The sequence below is a fragment of the Hafnia alvei genome, from assembly GCF_034424155.1.
Classification (GTDB): Bacteria; Pseudomonadota; Gammaproteobacteria; order Enterobacterales; family Enterobacteriaceae; genus Hafnia; species Hafnia alvei.
In genome coordinates this window covers 3,345,553-3,365,439 of sequence record NZ_CP139992.1, presented here as the reverse complement: position 1 = coordinate 3,365,439, position 19,887 = coordinate 3,345,553, and the positions used below count along the sequence as shown (strand labels likewise).

The window sequence follows — 19,887 nt, the reverse complement described above, 5'->3', positions numbered from 1 at the left end:
AGAAAGTTTTATTAACAATGAGAGTGTCATGTCGTATCCGATAAACGAACTGTTCCAGACCCTGCAAGGGGAAGGTTTTTACACCGGTGTTCCGGCTATTTTTATTCGCCTGCAAGGTTGTCCGGTAGGGTGTAGCTGGTGTGATACCAAACATACATGGGAACAGTTACCTGAACGAGAAATCGGCATGAACGAAATCTTGATCAAAACTGAAGAGAGCGATGCGTGGGGCAGCGCTACTCCTGAGCAACTGCTGGATATCCTGCGCGATCGCGGATATACCGCTCGCCACGTGGTGATCACCGGCGGCGAACCCTGCATCCATGATTTACGTCCGTTGACGGAATTGCTGAATCAAAATGGTTTTTCCTGCCAGATAGAAACCAGCGGCACCCATGACATCCGTTGCTCTGAGGCAACCTGGGTGACGGTCTCTCCGAAGGTCAACATGAAAGGTGGAATGAAAGTTTTGGAGTCTTCTTTGGTACGCGCCGATGAGGTTAAGCATCCCGTTGCACGTGAGCGCGATATTGAAGATTTAGATGCATTACTTTCCGTGCTTCACGATGACAAGAAACGCATTATCGCGCTCCAGCCGATTAGCCAAAAAGAGAGCGCGACCAAGCTGTGTATAGAAACCTGTATTGCGCGCAACTGGCGCTTGTCGATGCAAACCCATAAGTATTTGAACATCGCCTAACTATGCTGATGAGAAGCGCGCTGCTAAATAATTATCGGATGATTTTTGGCACCGCGCTTCTGATGTTGGTATTTTTGCTGACCGGCTGTGCCAAATCTGACGCGCTGTGGGGCGTGGTGGATAAAGTTTGTCGCGTTAACTATCAGCAAAAGCACGATCCCGCACCCTGCGCCCAGATCTACTCGCCGACTCACGATCGGCGATCTGCGTTTACCGTCATTCAAAACCCGCGCTTTCCCGCTCATTTTATTTTGGTCCCCAATGCTCGGATGAGCGGCATTGAGAGCCCTGTGCTGCTAGAAAATGACGCGCCGGATTATTTCGGTTACGCATGGACGATGCGCTATCGGCTGGCGTATGAATATGGCCGACCGGTTCCCGACGATGTTCTGGGGCTGGCGTTAAACTCAGCCTATGGACGCAGCCAGAATCAGCTTCATATTCATCTCACCTGTTTGCGTGAAGATGTTCGCCGCCAGCTAAAAGCCGAACGTCCCTATATTGGTCGCGAATGGGGTTTGCTGCCTGATTTGCTGTTGCGTCATCGGTTTTATGCCAAGCGTATCGAGCAACCGGCGCTCATCGGCGTGAACCCAATCAAATCGCTTGCCGATCGGTTTCATCTTACGCCTGAACAGCTGGCCTATTATGGCGTAGCCGTGGTGCCAACGACGTTTGAAAATCAGCCGGGCTTTATTTTATTGGCGACACGGGTGGGAATGGGAGAGCGAAATAGGGCATCGGTGGAGTCATTGTTGGATAAGCGCTGCGAGCTGCTGCAAACAATCCCGGCTCAGTGAACCGGGAAAAGGGAGTCAGATTTAGTACGCCTCTTCTATTAAAGCGACGTCGGGCTCTTTCTCTGAATGATCGGCTAATGCATCATGTGAAATTTGCAGCTTCAGGTCGAATTCGATCATGGATATTTCCTGATTAATTTCGGCTTTAAGTGCATCAATTTTGTTTAACGAAGTGGTTTCCGTCACTCGTCAGCTTCCTAGTCAAAAACAGGGATGCCTATGTTAACCAGCATTCCGATATATAAAATCAATCAAATCCTAAATTTAGACCCGCCTCTCACAAAAGTTTAAGCTGTTTCACCGCCGTTTACGCTTGGCAAACAACCGATAAACAAAGCTGCCTACACGCGTTAAAAACTGTTACCTATTTCCTATATATCCTCTCGAAAAAAATTTGATGAGGGGGATGTGTACATCTCATTTGCTAATTGATTTTGCGACAATATTCATTGCCAGCATGGGATGCCTCTGTCAAAGTAACGCGTTTAAAATTAAGGAGGAAAAATGTTGCCGTCTGCAGGTTGGTTAGGACTCAGTTATTTCACCTATTTTTTCTCTTTTGGCATATTTCTGCCGTTTTGGAGCTTGTGGCTGCAAGGCGAGGGAATTTCTCCCGAATCCATTGGCCTATTGCTTGGCGCAGGGATGATAGCCCGTTTTCTTGGTAGTTTATTCATTGCTCCCGCCGTTAAAAAAACCTCTCAACTGATTACCGCTCTCCGCCTTATTGCTCTCCTCGCCCTGATTTGTTCTATCGCATTTTCCTTTGGTACTGCATGGGCGTGGCTGTTGGTGGTGATGGCCGGATTTAGCCTTTTCTATGGGCCGTTAATTCCGCTGACCGATGCGCTGGCCGCGACGTGGCAACGCCAGGTGGGGCTGGACTACGGCAAGGTACGCCTGTGGGGATCGATGGCCTTTGTTATTGGCTCTGCGGTAACGGGGGAGGTGGTCAATGCCTTTGGCCATAAGGCTATTATGTATTGCCTGTGGGCGGGTCTGGCGGCCATGCTGGTGGGAATGCTTTTACGCCCGCGTCACATGCCACAGGATGCACCAAAAGATAGCGCGGTGCAGGAAACCACACCGTGGAAAATTTTATTAAAAGAAGCGCCGGTATGGCGTTTTTTATTGTGTGCCGCTTTACTTCAAGGCGCTCATGCCGGCTATTACGGATTTAGTACGATTTACTGGCAGGAGGCGGGCTATTCCGCGTCGGTAGTCGGTTATCTGTGGTCACTAGGCGTTGTTGCTGAGGTTATCGTCTTTGCATTAAGCAAGCGCTTATTCCGTCGTATGTCGGTTTCCCAGCTACTGCTGTTGTCGTGTTTTTGTGCGGTGATCCGTTGGAGCTTAATGGGCTCAACAACCGCGCTGCCGTGGCTTATTTTGATTCAAATTCTGCATGCGGGCTCTTTCACCGTATGTCATCTGGCGGCAATGCGCTTTATTTCGGCACGGCAGGGTGGCGATGTGATCCGTCTGCAAGCGGTCTATTCGGCGTTAGGCATGGGCGGAAGCGTAGCGATTATGACGATGCTGTCGGGCTTCCTGTTTGAGCACTATCAAGGCGGCATGTTCTATGCGATGGCGCTGGTGGTGTTGCCGGTGATTTTCTTTAGACCGAAAGTGACAAGCCATTAGTTTTGTGGCTAAGACCCCCTCCCAGCCTCCCCCTTCGCAGGGGGAGGAGCCGATCGAGATTCTTACCAACATCACTGAACAGTTCCCTCCCCTGCGAAGGGGAGGGTTAGGGGGGGCTTGAACTTATGACTTGCCTGTAATCAGCCCATCTTTTCTAAACATGCTTTTAATCCCGCGCACGGCCTGACGAATACGATCTTGGTTTTCGATCAAGGCGAAACGAACGTGGGTATCGCCATAGTCACCAAAACCAATCCCTGGGGAAACGGAAACTTTGGCATCGGCCAACAGCTTTTTGGCAAACTCTAGCGATCCAAGGTGCGCATAGGCATCGGGGATTTTTGCCCAAACATACATCGATGCTTTAGGGTTTTCTACCATCCAACCGGCTTCGTGCAGGCCTTTGACCAGCACGTTGCGGCGTTGACGGTATTGCTCGGCAATATCACGCACGCATTGCTGGTCGCCTTCGAGAGCCGCAATCGCCGCCACCTGCAACGGAGTAAAAGTACCGTAGTCGTGGTAGCTCTTGATGCGTGCCAGAGCGTTAACCAGCTCAGGATTGCCGACCATAAAACCGATACGCCAGCCAGCCATATTGTAGCTTTTCGACAGGGTGAAAAACTCGACGGCGACGTCTTTAGCGCCGGGGATTTGCATAATCGAAGGCGCTTTCCAGCCGTCATACACAATATCGGCATAGGCTAAATCGTGTACCACTAAAATATCGTGTTCTTTCGCCAGCTTAATGACGCGTTCAAAGAAATCTAATTCAACGCACTGGGCGGTAGGGTTTGAAGGAAAGCCCAGAATCATCATTTTAGGCTTGGGAATACTCTCACGGATGGCGCGTTCTAATTCGTTGAAAAAGTCGATGCCTGAAACCAGCGGAACTGACCGCACCTGCGCGCCAGCAATGACCGCGCCGTAAATGTGAATGGGGTAGCTAGGATTTGGCACTAAAACGGTATCGCCATGATCGAGCGTTGCCAGCATCAAATGTGCCAGACCCTCTTTAGAACCGATGGTAACAATCGCTTCGCTATCGGGATCGATATCGACCTGATAACGATCTTGATACCAATGCGAGATCGCGCGGCGTAAACGTGGAATGCCGCGTGACGTGGAGTAGCCGTGGGTATCTTCACGCTGTGCCACCGTACACATTTTTTCAACGATGTGCGGCGGCGTTGGGCCGTCAGGGTTCCCCATGCTGAGATCGATAATGTCTTCGCCGCGCCTGCGCGCAGCCATTTTTAGCTCAGCGGTAATGTTAAATACATAAGGGGGAAGACGATCGATACGAGTAAAACGACGCGGAGTGCGTGAGTCTGTCATAGATACCTCAAGATGACGTTAGCGCCCGGACCGTCCGAGCGACGCTGCCTGTGTACAGGCTATTAACGAAAATAGGCGAAGCCGAAGATTCTGTCGAGCAGATTTTTTAAACAGCGCTTTCCAGAACACTCCGAGCCCTTATCGCTGAGTTTCAACTATGCTTATACCCGTCATACTTGAAGCTGCATCTGTGTTGGCTGCTCTCGCTCACCCGATAAATCTGCTTGGAGCAGATTTAAACGCAGTTTACTGCGGCCCTAGTGGCGAGGCCCATGGATGGGCCGAGTAATCACTTACTTGAGTAAGCTCATCGGGATTTACTCGCTTGCCGCCTTGATGCAACTCCAATTATTTTGGGTATGTTAGCTGACATTAAATTTGCTAATCATTTTTCGCCAATCCTTTGAACATGATTTTGATACAGCAAGAGGGAACACTATGTTTAGAAAAACCGATAAAGTTGAACGTAGCATCGAAGAAGAGGTTTCATTGCTGGCGGATGCACTTGAAGGTGTGTTGCAGGAGGGGGCGGATAAAACGGAGGATGAAATCGCTTCGCTGCGCCGTAGCGCACAAGATACGCTGCGTGAGGTGAAAGCGCGCATCAGCGGCGATACACCGTGTCCTGTAACGGATCGGGTGAAAAATGCCTGCTGTGATGTGAATGGCTACGTGCGGAATAAACCGTGGCACAGCGTGGGAATTGGGGCAACGGCAGGGTTGATTCTGGGGCTCTTGCTGTCAAAACGCTAATCAATCACTGCGCTATTGATACGCGCGATAGCGGCAAGACGTTTATGTGACCGGTGCCATACCGGTCACATCATGGCAACTATCAACCGCGATAGGTGCAGCCTGCGGTGCAGGTTTCTTTCACCAGTACGGCGCTTAGCAACGGCAGCTCAGGTTTCAGCTGTTGCCAAATCCACTGGGCTAACACTTCGCTGGTTGGGTTCTCAAGACCAGGAATATCATTCAGATAATAATGGTCGAGGCGATCCAGAATGGGTTTGAACGCCGCTTTCAGCTCGGCAAAATCCATCACCCAGCCGGTATAAGCATCCACTTCGCCGGTAATTTCAATGCGTACTAAAAACGAATGGCCATGCAGGCGACCACACTTATGTCCTTCCGGAACGTGGGGCAGATGGTGCGCAGCTTCAAACTGAAAATCTTTAAACAGGGTGGTTGTCATGATGACGCCTCGTAACCTAAAAAACCTGCGCATACTACCGGAAAGCGCCCGTTGGCGGTAGTTTTACCGCGATTGTTTGAGTATAAGCAGAAAATTTATTCTTTAATGTCTAAGAGGCGACTTGTTTTATTTCTGACCCGTTATTTTTTTAACGGGCTATGAAAAGTTTGATCCTATCTATTAAGACTCCTTTCGATGTAAAGAATAAAGCCAATAGTAAAGTGAGCAGAAATGATTATGTAATAACTAGCTGTTATTCATTGATTTTATAGGTTTTAACCTAAAACACCCCAGCCTCTATCACCTACCTGAATTAGTGGTTAGTTCAAATGGTTATTTGTTATTTCCATCACTTATTTAATTGTTATTATCCAGCTAGGTAACCTTACAAAAAGCGCTACATCAATTCGCCACACCCACGGTTCTTAAAGCTAAGTCTGAGGCTGCTTGAAGTACCAAAGGGATCACTGTGCAAGGAACACTTAGCAATGACGACTCAGGCTCCTCCTACTTCTATGCTTCCACTCACGCCGGAGCAATTGGCAAAGCTCCAGTCGGCGATTGGTGAGTTTTCACCACACCAGCTGGCGTGGCTCTCCGGCTATTTCTGGGGAATGGTTAATCAACAGCCGGGCACGGTAGCGGTGACGCCAGCACCGGCTGCGGCCGCTTCAATTACCGTGATTTCTGCTTCGCAAACGGGCAACGCGCGACGGGTGGCTGAACAGCTACGCGATGATTTGGCCGCCGCGGGTTTGGGTGTGACGTTGGTTAACGCGGGTGACTATAAATTCAAACAGATCGCGCAGGAAAAACTGCTGCTGATTGTTGCTTCAACCCAAGGGGAAGGTGAACCGCCGGAAGAGGCCGTCGCGTTGCACAAATATTTGTTCTCCAAAAAAGCCCCTCAGATGGCAGGAACGGCGTTTGCGGTGTTTGGCCTTGGTGATACGTCTTATGAAAACTTTTGCCAGACCGGAAAAGATTTTGATGCCCGTTTAGCAGAATTGGGTGGTGAGCGCTTATTCGACCGCGCCGACGCCGATGTTGATTTCAAATCGGCGGCAGAAGCATGGCGTAAGCAGATCGTAGACGTTTTGAAACAGCGCGTGCCACAGGCAACGGCGGCGCAGACTCAGGTTAGCGTAGCGGGAAGCGTGGCGCAGATCGTGAGCAGCCCATACAGCAAAGAATCCCCGCTCACCGCCTCTTTGGCGGTGAAGCAAAAAATTACCGGACGCAACTCGGATAAAGACGTGCGTCATATTGAAATCGATCTCGGCGAATCAGGCTTGAGTTACCAGCCGGGCGACGCACTGGGCGTGTGGTATCACAACGATCCTGATTTGGTTGAAGAAATTATTGGCCTGATTTGGCGTACCGGCGACGAGACGGTCACTCTCAACGACCAAACGATGACGCTGCGTGAGGCGCTGACCGAACGCTTGGAGCTAACGCAAAACACCACCGTTATCGTAGAAAAATACGCGGCGCTTTCGCGCGATGAGCGTTTGATTGAGCTCTTAGCGGATAAGCATCAACTGCAACAATACGCACAAACCACGCCGCTGCCGGATATGATCCGCCAAGCACCGGCAGATTTAGACGCAGAGCAGCTAGTGGCGCTGTTACGCCCGCTAACGCCGCGTCTTTATTCCATCGCATCTTCCCAAGAGGAAGTGGGCAGTGAAGTGCATATTACCGTTGGCGTGGTGCGTTATGAGATTGATGGTCGCGCCCGCACCGGCGGTGCTTCTGGCTATTTGGCCGATCGTCTGGAAGAAGATGGCGAGCTGCGCGTTTTCATTGAGCATAACGACAATTTCCGTCTGCCTGCGAATCCACAAACGCCGGTCATTATGATTGGCCCTGGCACCGGCATTGCACCGTTCCGTGCGTTTATTCAACAACGCGCAGCCGAAGGGGCAGAAGGTCTTAACTGGCTTTTCTTTGGCAATCCTCACTTCACCGAAGATTTTCTGTATCAGGTGGAATGGCAGCGCTTTGTTAAAGACGGCGTTCTATCCCGTATCGATTTGGCTTGGTCACGCGATCAAAAACATAAAGTCTATGTACAGGACAAGCTGCGTGAGCAAGGGGCCGAGGTTTGGCGCTGGATCGAACAGGGCGCACATATTTACGTCTGCGGAGACGCCAACCGCATGGCGAAAGACGTTGAACAGGCGTTACTGGAGCTATTGGCTGAACACGGTGGAATGGATGCCGAACAGGCCGATGAATTTTTAAGTGAGCTGCGCGTTGAGCGCCGCTATCAGCGGGACGTTTACTAATAATGAGCAAATCGATGCAAGATAATTACGCTTTTAGCAGCAAACACCCGGGGCCCTTGGTGGTTGATGCACCCTTGGCCGACGCTGAGCGCCTTAAGCGTGAGAGCAATTTTTTACGCGGCACCATTGCCGAAGATTTAAATGATGGCCTGACCGGTGGTTTTAACGGCGACAACTTTCTGCTGATCCGTTTTCACGGCATGTATCAGCAGGATGACCGCGATATTCGTGCCGAACGCGCCGAGCAAAAGTTAGAACCACGTCATGCCATGATGCTGCGCTGCCGTTTACCGGGCGGCGTGATGACGCCACAGCAATGGCTGGGTATCGATAAGTTTGCCGACGAAAGCACGCTGTACGGCAGCATTCGTATTACCAACCGTCAAACGTTCCAGTTTCACGGCATATTGAAGCAAAACGTCAAACCGGTGCATCAGTTGCTTAATCGTTTGGGGTTAGATGCGCTGGCGACCGCCAATGACGTTAACCGCAACGTGCTGTGCACGTCGAATCCCGTGGAGTCTGAGCTGCACCAAGAAGCCTATGAGTGGGCGAAAAAACTGTCTGAACATCTGTTGCCGCGCACTCGCGCCTATGCAGAAGTGTGGCTGGATCAGGAAAAAGTCGAAACCACCGATGAAGAGCCGATTCTCGGTGCAACCTATTTACCGCGTAAGTTCAAAACTACGGTGGTGATCCCGCCGCAAAACGATGTGGATTTGCATGCCAACGATCTCAACTTCGTGGCGATTGCGGAAAACGGCAAGCTGATCGGCTTCAACGTGCTGGTCGGTGGTGGGCTGTCTATTGCTCATGGCGATAAGGCGACCTATGCCCGCACGGCCAGCGAGCTTGGCTTTATTCCCGTCGAGCACACATTGGCCGTGGCTGAAGGCGTGGTGACAACGCAGCGCGACTGGGGAAACCGTACCAATCGTAAGAATGCAAAAACCAAGTACACCTTGGAGCGCGTCGGCGTAGAAAACTTCAAAGCTGAAGTGGAAAAGCGTGCGGGAGTGACGTTCGAGCCGGTACGTCCTTATGAGTTTACCGGACGCGGCGATCGCATTGGCTGGGTGAAAGGTATTGATAATAAATGGCATTTGACGCTGTTTATTGAAAATGGGCGCATTCTGGACTATCCAAATCGGCCGTTGAAAACCGGCATGGTGGAGATCGCCAAGATTCATCAGGGCGATTTCCGTCTGACGGCCAATCAAAACCTGATCGTGGCGGGCGTGGCTGAAAAAGACAAAGCCCGCATAGAACAGATTGCGCGTGAACATGGCCTGATCGACGACGGCGTCAGCGAGCAGCGTAAAAACTCGATGGCCTGCGTGTCGTACCCAACTTGTCCGCTGGCGATGGCGGAAGCCGAGCGTTTCCTGCCGCAGTTTGTGACTCAGGTTGAAGAAATTATGCAAAGCCATGGCGTTGGCGATGAGCATATTGTTCTGCGAGTCACAGGCTGTCCAAACGGCTGTGGTCGTGCGCTGCTGGCGGAAATTGGTCTCGTCGGAAAAGCGCTGGGGCGCTACAACCTGCATTTAGGTGGGAATCGCGCCGGAACGCGGATCCCGAGAATGTATCGCGAAAACATCACCGATGCCGAAATCCTCGGCGTGATTGACGAACTGGTCGGTCGCTGGGCGAAAGAGCGTGAAGCCGATGAAGGCTTTGGTGATTTCACCATTCGCGCAGGGATCGTGCGCCCGGTGCTGGATCCGGCAAGAGATTTTTATGACTGATTGATGCTAATACCCCACCCCAACCCTCCCCTTGTCAGGGGAGGGGGCTGAACGGTGATGCTGTATATGTTCTTTCTCTGAGAGCTAAAAGGTGTTGCTGTTATGCCCCTCCCCCTGAGAAGGGGGAGGTTGGGAGGGGGATGCTGGTTCATCGCGGAGAATTTTATGTCTGCATTAAACTTACATGAGCTGAAAGCCTTACCCAAAGTCGAACAGGTTATGGCGTTAGCTGAAATTAACACTCAGTTAGAAAAACTGAGTGCGCAGGAAAGGGTGCGTTGGGCGCTAGAGCATTTGCCCGCCGAATTTGCGCTCTCTTCGAGTTTTGGCATTCAGGCAGCGGTATCGCTGCATTTGGTCACCCGTGAGCTACCGGATATTCCGGTGATCTTAACGGATACCGGCTATTTGTTTCCTGAAACCTACCAGTTCATCGATACCCTGCACGAAAAGCTGAATTTGAATCTCAAGGTTTACCGCGCTGAGCAGTCGGCTGCGTGGCAAGAGGCTCGCTATGGCAAACTTTGGGAGCAAGGTGTTGAGGGCATTGAGCGCTACAACGATATTAACAAAGTTGAGCCGATGAACCGTGCATTGCGCGAGCTCGGGGCGCAAACGTGGTTTGCTGGCCTGCGGCGCGAGCAATCAGGCAGCCGTGCGCATTTACCGGTGCTCGCGATTCAGCGCGGGGTGTTTAAAATACTGCCGATTATCGATTGGGATAATCAGCAGATTTATCAATACTTACAGCAGCATGGGCTCAGCTATCACCCGCTGTGGGAGCAAGGTTATCTGTCCGTGGGTGATACTCACACTACGCGTAAATGGGAGCCGGGAATGGCGGAAGAAGAAACGCGATTCTTTGGGCTAAAACGCGAATGTGGATTACATGAGTAGCCTTTACTGAGATAAACAGCCTGACCTTAGCGTCAGGTTTTTTTTGCCCATATATTATTTATTTAACTTTCCAGTATAATTTTTTTCACATTAAAGCAAAAAGCGGTATCCTCGAAAGGATTCATCATACTAATAAAAGGACTATGGCTATGCAGGAACAACCTCTTGGTGCGAGTCAGACTTCCGACTCGCGGGTGTTAATTCAACAACTCACGGATATCGTGGGTAAATCTCATATTCTTACCGACGCGCGTAAAACTGAACGCTATCGCAAAGGCTTTCGTTCCGGACAGGGCGATGCGTTGGCGGTGGTCTTCCCAGGCAGTTTGCTCGAACAATGGAAGGTGTTTAAGGCCAGCGTTGAGGCCGATAAAATTGTGCTGATGCAGGCGGCTAACACCGGACTCACCGAAGGTTCCACGCCGAGCGGTAACGACTACGATCGCGAAATCGTCATTATTAGCACCCAGCGCTTGGATAAAATTCAGCTGTTGGACGAAGGCAAGCAGGTTGTGGCTTTGCCGGGCAGCACGCTGTGGCATCTAGAACGCATCTTAAAACCGTTGGGGCGTGAGCCACATTCGGTGATTGGTTCTTCCTGCATTGGCGCATCGGTCGTGGGCGGCGTATGTAATAACTCTGGCGGCTCGCTGGTACACCGCGGCCCTGCGTACACCGAAATGGCGCTGTATGGCCGAGTTAATGAGCTCGGGCAGGTTGAGTTGGTTAACCATCTGGGCATTGCGCTGGGTAGTACACCAGAAGAGATCCTGACGCGTTTGGAAAACCAGAAGTACGGCCCGCAAGACGTTGAACATAGCGAACGTCAGGCGTCCGATCACGATTATGCCGAGCGAATTCGCGACGTTGAAGCGGATACGCCATCACGCTTTAACGCCGATGAACGCCGTTTGTTCGAAGCCTCTGGCTGTGCGGGCAAACTTGCGGTATTTGCGGTGCGCTTAGATACTTTCCCGGCGCAATCCTCATCGCAGGTCTTCTATATCGGCACCAACCAGCCGCAGGTGTTGACCGAACTGCGTCGGCATATGCTGGCGAATTTCAAAAATCTGCCGGTGGCGGGTGAGTACATGCATCGCGATATTTTCGATATTGCGGAAGTGTATGGCAAAGATACTTTTGTGATGATCGACAAACTGGGCACCGACAAAATGCCGATGTTCTTTACCCTGAAAGGGCGTATGGATGCCATCTTTGGCAAAGTGCCTTTCCTGCCAAGTCATTTGGTCGATCGCACCATGCAAACACTGAGTCACCTGCTGCCATCGCATTTACCCAAACGTTTGAAAGAGTATCGCAACCGCTTTGAGCATCATCTGATGCTAAAAATGTCGGGCGAGGGCATTGAGGAAGCGCGCGCGTGGCTGGAATCCTATTTTGCTCAGGCCGAAGGGGAGTTTTTTGTCTGCACGGCAGAAGAGGGAGCAAAAGCATTCTTACATCGATTTGCCGCTGCGGGCGCGGCAATCCGCTATAACGCGGTGCACAGCAAAGAAGTTGAAGACATTCTTGCGCTCGATATTGCGCTGCGCCGCAACGATCATGATTGGTTCGAGCGTCTGCCGCCGGAATTTGACGATGCGCTGGTGCACCGCCTCTATTATGGGCATTTCATGTGCTACGTTTTCCATCAGGATTACATTGTTAAAAAAGGCGTCGATGTGCATGCGCTGAAGGAAAAAATGCTCGCGCTGCTGGATACGCGCGGCGCGGAATATCCTGCGGAGCATAACGTTGGTCATCTGTACAAGGCTAAGCCACAGCTGAAAGCTTTCTATCAACAAAATGACCCGACTAACACGCTTAATCCGGGCATCGGTAAAACCTCCAAGTTGAAAAACTGGGGCTGCGACTGCGCAGAACATCAGAAGTAACATGAGCTGGAGCGCCCGTTGACCTTGACGTGGCGCTCTGTGTTCCCAATAATGAATGCCTTGACTCGGGGTGCCCACATGAAAATGAAAGGGCTGAGAACTTACCCGTATTACCTGATCTGGATTATGCCAGCGTAGGGAAGTCTCGGTGCATGAGCGCATCGTCTTCTTGACCGCCGGTTGGGAGGAATATGTCCATCGCGTCGAATCCACACCTTACCGAATTTCCCCACATCGAATTACCCGGTGAAAGCGCCGCTGCCGCTTTTGCTCAGTTTCGCCATCACGCTCCGTTGGTCCATTGTCTCACCAATGAAGTCGTTCAAACATTTACTGCGAACGTGCTGTTGGCGCTAGGAGCATCGCCAGCCATGGTGGTTGAGCCGCAAGAGGCTGCGCAATTCTCTTCATTGGCTGACGCGCTGTTAATCAACATTGGTACTTTGCATGCGCAACGAGCGCAGTCGATGTTAGCGGCCATTGAGTCTGCCAATCAGCATCAAAAGCCGTGGGTGCTTGATCCGGTTGCCGTTGGCGGATTGGCTTATCGCACCGAATTTGCACGTCAGCTTCTAGCGCTGAAGCCCAGCGTTATTCGTGGCAATGCCTCAGAAATATTGGCATTGAGCGGAATGGAAGCGGGCGGTCGCGGCGTTGATAGCACCGATGACTCGGCGGCGGCATTGCCAGCGGCTCAGGCTCTGGCGCTGCAAACGGGAGCCGTGGTGGCTGTAACCGGTGCAACGGATTATGTCACAGACGGTGAAAGAGTGTATGGCGTCACCGGCGGTGACGCGCTGATGACTCGTGTCGTAGGAACTGGCTGCGCATTGTCCGCCGTGGTAGCGGCGTTTAGCGTTCGGCAGACCGACCTTTTGTTGGCCGTTGCCACCGCCTGCCAAGCGATGTCATTAGCTGGTGAGCGCGCGGTTGCTGTATCCCATGGCCCCGGCAGCTTTGTACCCGCTTTTATCGACGCGCTATATCACTTAACCCCGCAGGATTTTATTCGCTCTGGAGATCGCTCATGAAACGTATTAATGCACTAACCATCGCAGGAACCGATCCGAGCGGCGGCGCAGGCATTCAGGCCGATCTCAAAACGTTCTCCGCGTTGGGTGCCTACGGCACCAGCGTGATCACGGCGCTGGTGGCGCAGAACACACGCGGTGTGCAGTCTGTTTATGAGATTGAACCTCAGTTTGTGGGCGCCCAGTTGGCGTCCGTGCTCACCGATGTTCGTATCGACAGCGCAAAAATTGGCATGTTGGCCAACGCCGATATCGTCGCGCAGGTCGCGCAGGCGTTAGACCTGTATCCTATTCCTTTTGTGGTGTTGGATACGGTGATGGTGGCAAAAAGCGGCGATCCATTGCTAGCCCCAGAAGCGGTGCAGGCCGTGCGGGATTTGCTGCTCCCCAAAGTCGCGCTTATCACCCCAAATCTGCCTGAAGCAGCTGCGCTTTTAGATTATCCAATGGCGACCAATGAAGATGAAATGCGCCGACAAGGCCACGCATTGTTGGATATGGGATGCCAAGCGGTTTTGATGAAAGGCGGGCATCTGAGCGACAGCGAAAGTCCGGATTGGCTATTTAGTCGCGATGGCGAACAGCGCTTTACCGCACCACGGGTGAATACTCGTCATACCCACGGTACTGGTTGCACGCTATCGGCGGCGCTTGCGGCGCTACGCCCACGATATCAGAACTGGAATGAAACGGTGCTTGCCGCCAAAAGTTATCTGCAAAAAGCCTTAGAGGCCGCAGATTCATTAGAAGTTGGCCATGGTATAGGGCCAGTACACCATTTCCATCAATGGTGGTAGGTGTGAGATTGCCACCGTTTTAAAGGAACCGTGGCATGCTATGGGCAAGTGAGAAAAGCCAACTACTGTCAAGAGGGGCTTTTCTACACCTAAGATGATTTAGGATATACTGACTGAACTTACAATAAATTTGACATTTTTATGGGTAACTCTATTAAACGTAGCATCATAGAAAAGCCTCTGGAGAGTATTCATCGTTTGATGACTGCTTTTGTCAGTATCTCCAAACCCTACCTACTCGACAGCAAGAACATAGAAGCGCGGCTAAAAGGTAAAGATGCTGGGTTTGACGTTTATCTGCTGACGAAAGGGCGAGTGGACATATGGCGTGAAGTGGATAATCGACTTGTTGAAACGGCGTTTGCGCCCTCAATTCTTGGGCTACAAGGTTCGGTTTATCGTTCTCATCACTATCATTTAAAGTTTCCTGCAGGTGCTGAAGTCAGCACGATACCCTTACAAGCAGCTATGGAAATAATAGAGTCGCAGTCTCTATGGCGTGATGTTTTTTACTATCAAGGGTATCTCAACGATCGTCAGTTGCACCATGAATCAATGCTAATAAACAGTTCTACCTATGAAATTGTTTGTCTATTTCTGAAGGACTTATCTCATTACTCTGATAGCGAACGCGCGAAATTAAGCGTCGCAGATTATATTTTACAGCGTTCAAACCTGGCACGAAGTGGTGTTATGAAAGTGCTAGCAGACCTGCGCTTTGGTGGTTACATTGATATTCAGCATGGTAAGCTGATCAAAATCCTTAATAACTTTCCGAGGAATTATTAAATAACGCTTATGTGTTAAATAGTCATGCTATTTTTGTTGCGTCTTATCGTTATTAGTCGCGTTATCTTTATTGTATGTGGTGTAAGTGCTTCTTCATATTAATACGCAAGAAAGTTATTCTATAAAAATTTATAATGTAGCAATGCTAAATATATAAATTAAATATTACTTATCATTTTGAATTTAATTGAATTTATTCTCATGATAACTATTTTTCTGCGATTTTTTCCAAGTCAAGTTGAATGTTTATCCAGTTTTGGATGTTTTAATGTTTAGGCGACTCGCTCATAATTTGTCGTGCTCACGGTCTGGAGGAGATATTTTAAATATACTTTATATAAAGTAACTCTCCATTTATGATACTTATCGGTAAATATGAAAAAAATAGTTTTGTATTGCCTAATAGCGCCATCGTTAAGTATTGCAATTTCAGGCGTTGGCTATTCATCTACAAATATTAAATTACCTGATCTCGGTATCAGTGATTCTGCGCCAAAACAAAATAACTCATCCTCAACGGAAAATTCAAATAAAAAAAATAATCCTACAGAGGAAAAAACGTCAGAAATTATAGTTAATGAAGCTCAAGATAATTTCAAGAATTTAACACCAGAAGGTATGAAGTCAGAAGCATTGCAGTATGGCAAAAATCTAGCCACAGCTTCAGCGCAATCAGAAATAGAATCTCTGCTTTCACCTTATGGTCACATTGCCACGAATTTGAACATTAATGATCAGGGGAGTCTTGATGGCTCGTCTCTTGATTATTTGGTTCCGTGGTATGACGGTGAGAGTGACCTCTGGTTTAGCCAATTTTCAGTTCATAATAAAGACGGGCGCACGATTGCAAATATGGGGATCGGCCTTCGCCATAATATTACTGAAGACTGGATGCTTGGTTCTAATATTTTTTATGATCATGATATAACGCGTGGTCATCATCGAGCGGGATTAGGCGGCGAAGCCTGGACAAACTTTCTAAAGTTGAGCAGCAACTATTATATGCCACTCTCTTCTTGGAAGGATTCCCCTGATTTTGATGATTATCAGGAACGTCCTGCACGTGGTTGGGATGTCCGCTTACAGGCCTATCTCCCCGCTTACCCGCAACTGGGCTCATCGGTGGTATATGAACAATACTACGGCAATCAGGTCGCGTTATTTGGCAAAGATAGTTTGCAGGAAGACCCATCAGCCGTGACGGTCAGTATCGACTACACCCCGGTTCCGCTAATTACGCTGCAGGCAGGATATAAAAAAGGAGATTCGGATCAAAATGAGATGACGGCTAATCTTAGTTTGGATTACCGCATCGGAGTTCCTTTATCAAAACAGCTTGATGGTGATGAAGTTGCGAATATGCGTAGCCTGGCTGGTAGCCGCATGGATTTTGTCGATCGGAATAATGACATCGTGCTGGAATATCGCGAGAAAAACGATCTCGATGTAGGGCTTTATCTTAAGCCAACCGGCACTGCGACGGCCTGTATTCTGTCTGATGATCCCGACAGCGCCGAGGCTTATGAAGGCTGCCATTGGACAGCGAATGCCACCGTGACTTCGCATCTAAAAATTAAAAGTGCGAAATGGGTGCCGATAGGCAATTTTAGCCCTGAAAGTACGCTCGGCTTGCCAGCGCTAACGGCAGAAAACATTAGCAATGGGCAAAATAACCACTGGACGCTGACCTTCCCTGCATGGGTGAATTCTACCGATCCTAACGCGAATAAATACCGACTTGCAGTCACGCTGGTGGATGAAAAAGGCCATACAAAACAGTCGAACACCGTCAATATTATTGTGGCGGAAGCCCCAATTGATTACCAATTGGTTATTGATGACAGTGGCGAGCAGAAGAAAGCGATTAAGCTTTTGGCAAATGGCAATAATTTTGCAAACTTGGTTGCCAGTGGTGCAAAAACAACGGGGCTATCTGGTGAGACGACGCTGTTGGATGACAAGAATCTGAACCTGATCTTCCATGCTTATAAAGTGGAAGATAAATCTCACGCTCATGAAATTGCTATCCATGCCTCGAAAAATGAATGTAAATCAGGAAGTGAATGTTTGTTCTTTAAAGAGCCGCCATCGGGGTCTAAAGCCATATTAGGCAGTACAACGAATGGCGTGTTTTCTATCATCGCATCAAAGAGTGATGACAACACACAAAAAACGAATGCTGTGCTCGTCGAATTTAGTTCTGCAAGCACAATGATATATACCGCAATTGTTGATAGTGAAAATCCAACCGTTAATTTAACGGCGAAAAAAGGGAATTTGCTTCAATTAGGTCATAAATATCAATTTAAAATTGCCTATGACAGCAACAATAATGGCCAGTGGGATGCCACCGATCGTGAAACTGTTTCTGATAGCGTTCCGACTCCTTTAATTTCACTGGTTAATTATAAATGGATGTTTGACGGTGTTTCCCCAAATGGGACGAAAGGTGGTTATGCGGTAAATACGACGAATAATAATACTATTTTAATTCCTAAAACGAATGCAGAAGCGAGTCAAGTATTAGCGGGTGCGGGTGTCGATGGTGTGCAGGGCTATGAGCTGAAAGTTGACTATCAACTAACGCCAGAAGGACAACAAATCATGAATAAGCTGCGCGAAAAATAATAAGCCCAGATTATTTAGGTTTTAATTAATATTAACTTAATGAGTCATTTCGATATGAAAAAATTTAATAAAACACTACTTGCAACCTTTGTTTTCGCGAGTTGCAGCCCGTTTGCAATGGCGGTTATGACGGATTCAGCAGGAACGCTCAATGGTACACTCCCGGTGCTTAAAGCGAGCGCCGCAGGTGCTGCTCACAGCGTTGCTTTCGCCAACGATCACCACAGTGGTTCCACCGATGCGATGTCTCCAGGCGATAAAATTACCTTGAGCTACGTGTTACAAGATGCTGAAGGCGATACCGACAGCAGTACGACTTCCATTAAGTGGTTCACCACCACCGATGGCGCTGGGGCCAATAAAGTGATGCTGAGTGGTAACGACGGCAAAGCCGACTACACCATTCAGAATGCAGATGCCGGTCTTTATTTAGGCGCGGAAATTACTGAACAAACATCAACGGGTGTGCCAACAACCGGCCAGACCATCGTTATTAACGATATCAGTAAATACGATAGCAGCGATAATATTCCAGATGGTCCAATTGTGGGTGGCACTATCGGTACCGCGATTGTCGATAGTGCAGAACCAACGGTGAACCTGATCGGCAAAGCAGATAGCAAACTGTTGGTTGGCCATACCTATCAGTTCAAAGTTTGGTATGACGTTAATAATAACGGTAAGCAAGATGCGGGCGAACTTGATGCATCGGCTAACTATAGCTACAAATGGTTCTTCGATGGCACCAGTGCAACCACCGGTACCGCAGGTGGTTATGCTGTTAGCAGCACAGATAATAAAGATCTGGTTATCCCAGCAACTAACGTTAATGCGAAAAATGTGTTTGCAACGGCAGGCGCAGACGGTGTTCAGGGTTACAGCCTGAAAGTTGATTACACCGCTAAAGTTAAATCAGTACTGAAATCGACCAAGCGTAAATAATCTGCGCAAATAATAAACGTTGAGTGCTTCGGTGCTCAACGTTTATTGCAGGATGGTTTTATGAAAATAAAGCGTTTCAATAGCTGCACAGTAGCACTTATTTTTTTTATCTCTAGCTCCTTGAATATAGTTAATGCAACGGATATGACAGGCTCTGCGGGCATAATTAATGGCACTGCCCCTGTTATTTATAATGACAAAAATGAAGCAGGCAAAGTGAGCTTCACTCGTGTCAATGAAACTATGGGCGTAGACGATGAGTTGGATATTACCGATATCATAAAAATGTCCTGGACGGTCGCTGATGCCGAAGGTGATGAGGAAGTCACGCTCCCAACTGTAGAGTGGTTTTGTACAGACACTAGTAACAATAAACGTGTGTTGGCTACGGGGATTAATCAGTATGTGATTCATCCTAATGATAAAGGCTGTACAGTCGGAGTTAACATCACACCGACAACGGTTACTGGTATACCTCGAGAAAATACTGTGCTCTCTATTAAAGATATTAGTACCTATGATGTTAACGACAATATCCCGACGGGCCCGGTTAACCCACATACGCTAAATGTGATTGGCTATTTAATCGCGCCTTCAAATAACAGTGCTACCTATTATGCTACTGCGGATGCCACAGTGCATACCGCGTTTCCCGGTGCTCAACTTAAGTTAGAAACGGATAACGAGGACGATCAAGTTGATGAATGGACAACGAGCAATCCATCTATTGCTACAGTGAGCGATAAAGGCGTTGTCACGATTAAGGCTAAGGGGGCATTCAGAATAATGGCTCGTCATAACGAAGCGAAAGGATCCATTGTTTTCAATCCGCAGAAGTTCTTTATTTTTAGAGACGAAGCCGCAGGGAAACTTAACTGGTATGACGCGAAAGCCTGGTGTGAAAATCAGGGATACCGAATGCCAACCCGTGATGATTTATCTACAGGAAACGGCAATCGTACGGTGCCAAGTGACTCACTGTGGCAAGAGTGGGGAGCGAGTCTGGATGATGTTTCACATGCGGGTACGGTGTTCTGGACTTCGGAAGAAGCTATTGCCGATCAAGATGCTTATTATTATGTGTATACCGCAACAGGACATATAACGTCGAACCTTGCTGAGAAAACGGAAGGTGTAGCGTGCATTATGCCGTAATTGATAGATAAAAAAGGGCCAATGAGCTGGCCCCTTT

The 19,887-nt window shown here is 49.1% G+C and carries 17 protein-coding genes and 1 riboswitch; of the genes, 14 read left to right on the top strand and 3 right to left on the bottom strand.

From position 1 onward, the window contains the following. Positions 1-28: 28 nt before the first annotated feature. Both queE and U0008_RS15745 read left to right on the top strand, forming a co-directional pair. Positions 29-700 carry a 7-carboxy-7-deazaguanine synthase QueE gene (queE, locus tag U0008_RS15750; RefSeq protein ID WP_043494946.1) on the top strand — a complete coding sequence of 224 codons (672 nt, stop codon included), beginning with the start codon at positions 29-31 and terminating at the stop codon, positions 698-700. 38 nt (positions 701-738) lie between these two features. Continuing rightward, on the top strand, positions 739-1,500 hold the full coding sequence (locus U0008_RS15745; RefSeq protein ID WP_248298860.1) for a CDP-diacylglycerol pyrophosphatase: 762 nt from the start codon (positions 739-741) through the stop codon (positions 1,498-1,500). Between the two features lie 21 nt (positions 1,501-1,521). Here the strand turns inward: U0008_RS15745 and U0008_RS15740 are convergent, their stop codons facing one another. After that, positions 1,522-1,686: a hypothetical protein gene (locus tag U0008_RS15740; RefSeq protein WP_166493508.1), complete on the bottom strand. Its 165-nt coding sequence runs from the start codon at positions 1,684-1,686 to the stop codon at positions 1,522-1,524. 318 nt (positions 1,687-2,004) lie between these two features. Between U0008_RS15740 and U0008_RS15735 the strand changes: the two genes are divergently transcribed. After that, positions 2,005-3,144: a 3-phenylpropionate MFS transporter gene (locus U0008_RS15735; protein WP_043494942.1), complete on the top strand. Its 1,140-nt coding sequence runs from the start codon at positions 2,005-2,007 to the stop codon at positions 3,142-3,144. A 123-nt stretch (positions 3,145-3,267) separates the two neighbouring features. Here U0008_RS15735 and alaC read toward each other — a convergent pair whose 3' ends face one another. Next, a complete protein-coding gene (gene alaC, locus U0008_RS15730) occupies positions 3,268-4,482 on the bottom strand; it encodes an alanine transaminase (protein ID WP_043494941.1) in 1,215 nt (404 codons plus the stop codon). 438 nt (positions 4,483-4,920) lie between these two features. Between alaC and U0008_RS15725 the strand changes: the two genes are divergently transcribed. Continuing rightward, on the top strand, positions 4,921-5,235 hold the full coding sequence (locus U0008_RS15725; RefSeq protein ID WP_043494938.1) for an ElaB/YgaM/YqjD family protein: 315 nt from the start codon (positions 4,921-4,923) through the stop codon (positions 5,233-5,235). Positions 5,236-5,317: 82 nt separating this feature from the next. Here the strand turns inward: U0008_RS15725 and queD are convergent, their stop codons facing one another. Then, on the bottom strand, positions 5,318-5,677 hold the full coding sequence (gene queD / locus U0008_RS15720; protein WP_008814216.1) for a 6-carboxytetrahydropterin synthase QueD: 360 nt from the start codon (positions 5,675-5,677) through the stop codon (positions 5,318-5,320). Between the two features lie 488 nt (positions 5,678-6,165). On the opposite strand from queD, the gene cysJ reads away from it, so the two are divergent. From cysJ to U0008_RS15670, 10 genes are all read left to right on the top strand, one after another. Then, positions 6,166-7,968, top strand: a complete 1,803-nt coding sequence (gene cysJ / locus U0008_RS15715) for an NADPH-dependent assimilatory sulfite reductase flavoprotein subunit (RefSeq protein ID WP_043494936.1) — start codon at positions 6,166-6,168, stop codon at positions 7,966-7,968. Positions 7,969-7,982: 14 nt separating this feature from the next. After that, on the top strand, positions 7,983-9,716 hold the full coding sequence (gene cysI / locus U0008_RS15710) for an assimilatory sulfite reductase (NADPH) hemoprotein subunit (protein ID WP_043494933.1): 1,734 nt from the start codon (positions 7,983-7,985) through the stop codon (positions 9,714-9,716). A gap of 165 nt (positions 9,717-9,881) precedes the next feature. Further along, complete coding sequence (gene cysH / locus U0008_RS15705) at positions 9,882-10,613, top strand: phosphoadenosine phosphosulfate reductase (protein WP_040047247.1); 732 nt, start codon at positions 9,882-9,884, stop codon at positions 10,611-10,613. 143 nt (positions 10,614-10,756) lie between these two features. Beyond that, a complete protein-coding gene (dld, locus tag U0008_RS15700; protein WP_390884678.1) occupies positions 10,757-12,508 on the top strand; it encodes a D-lactate dehydrogenase in 1,752 nt (583 codons plus the stop codon). Positions 12,509-12,564: 56 nt separating this feature from the next. After that, positions 12,565-12,666, top strand: a riboswitch (TPP riboswitch). Between the two features lie 33 nt (positions 12,667-12,699). Continuing rightward, positions 12,700-13,539 carry a hydroxyethylthiazole kinase gene (gene thiM / locus U0008_RS15695; protein ID WP_043494875.1) on the top strand — a complete coding sequence of 280 codons (840 nt, stop codon included), beginning with the start codon at positions 12,700-12,702 and terminating at the stop codon, positions 13,537-13,539. Further along, a complete protein-coding gene (gene thiD, locus U0008_RS15690; protein WP_043494873.1) occupies positions 13,536-14,336 on the top strand; it encodes a bifunctional hydroxymethylpyrimidine kinase/phosphomethylpyrimidine kinase in 801 nt (266 codons plus the stop codon). The genes thiM and thiD overlap by 4 nt, the downstream gene beginning before the upstream one ends. A gap of 141 nt (positions 14,337-14,477) precedes the next feature. Beyond that, positions 14,478-15,125 carry a helix-turn-helix domain-containing protein gene (locus tag U0008_RS15685; RefSeq protein WP_051874170.1) on the top strand — a complete coding sequence of 216 codons (648 nt, stop codon included), beginning with the start codon at positions 14,478-14,480 and terminating at the stop codon, positions 15,123-15,125. 375 nt (positions 15,126-15,500) lie between these two features. Next, positions 15,501-17,753, top strand: coding sequence for an inverse autotransporter beta domain-containing protein (locus tag U0008_RS15680; RefSeq protein WP_121626076.1), 2,253 nt, complete (start codon positions 15,501-15,503; stop codon positions 17,751-17,753). A gap of 54 nt (positions 17,754-17,807) precedes the next feature. Continuing rightward, positions 17,808-18,695 carry a SinI family autotransporter-associated protein gene (locus U0008_RS15675; RefSeq protein WP_051874168.1) on the top strand — a complete coding sequence of 296 codons (888 nt, stop codon included), beginning with the start codon at positions 17,808-17,810 and terminating at the stop codon, positions 18,693-18,695. A gap of 60 nt (positions 18,696-18,755) precedes the next feature. Beyond that, entirely contained in the window at positions 18,756-19,850 is a 1,095-nt protein-coding gene (locus U0008_RS15670) for an Ig-like domain-containing protein (protein WP_043494846.1), read from the top strand. Positions 19,851-19,887: the final 37 nt, after the last annotated feature.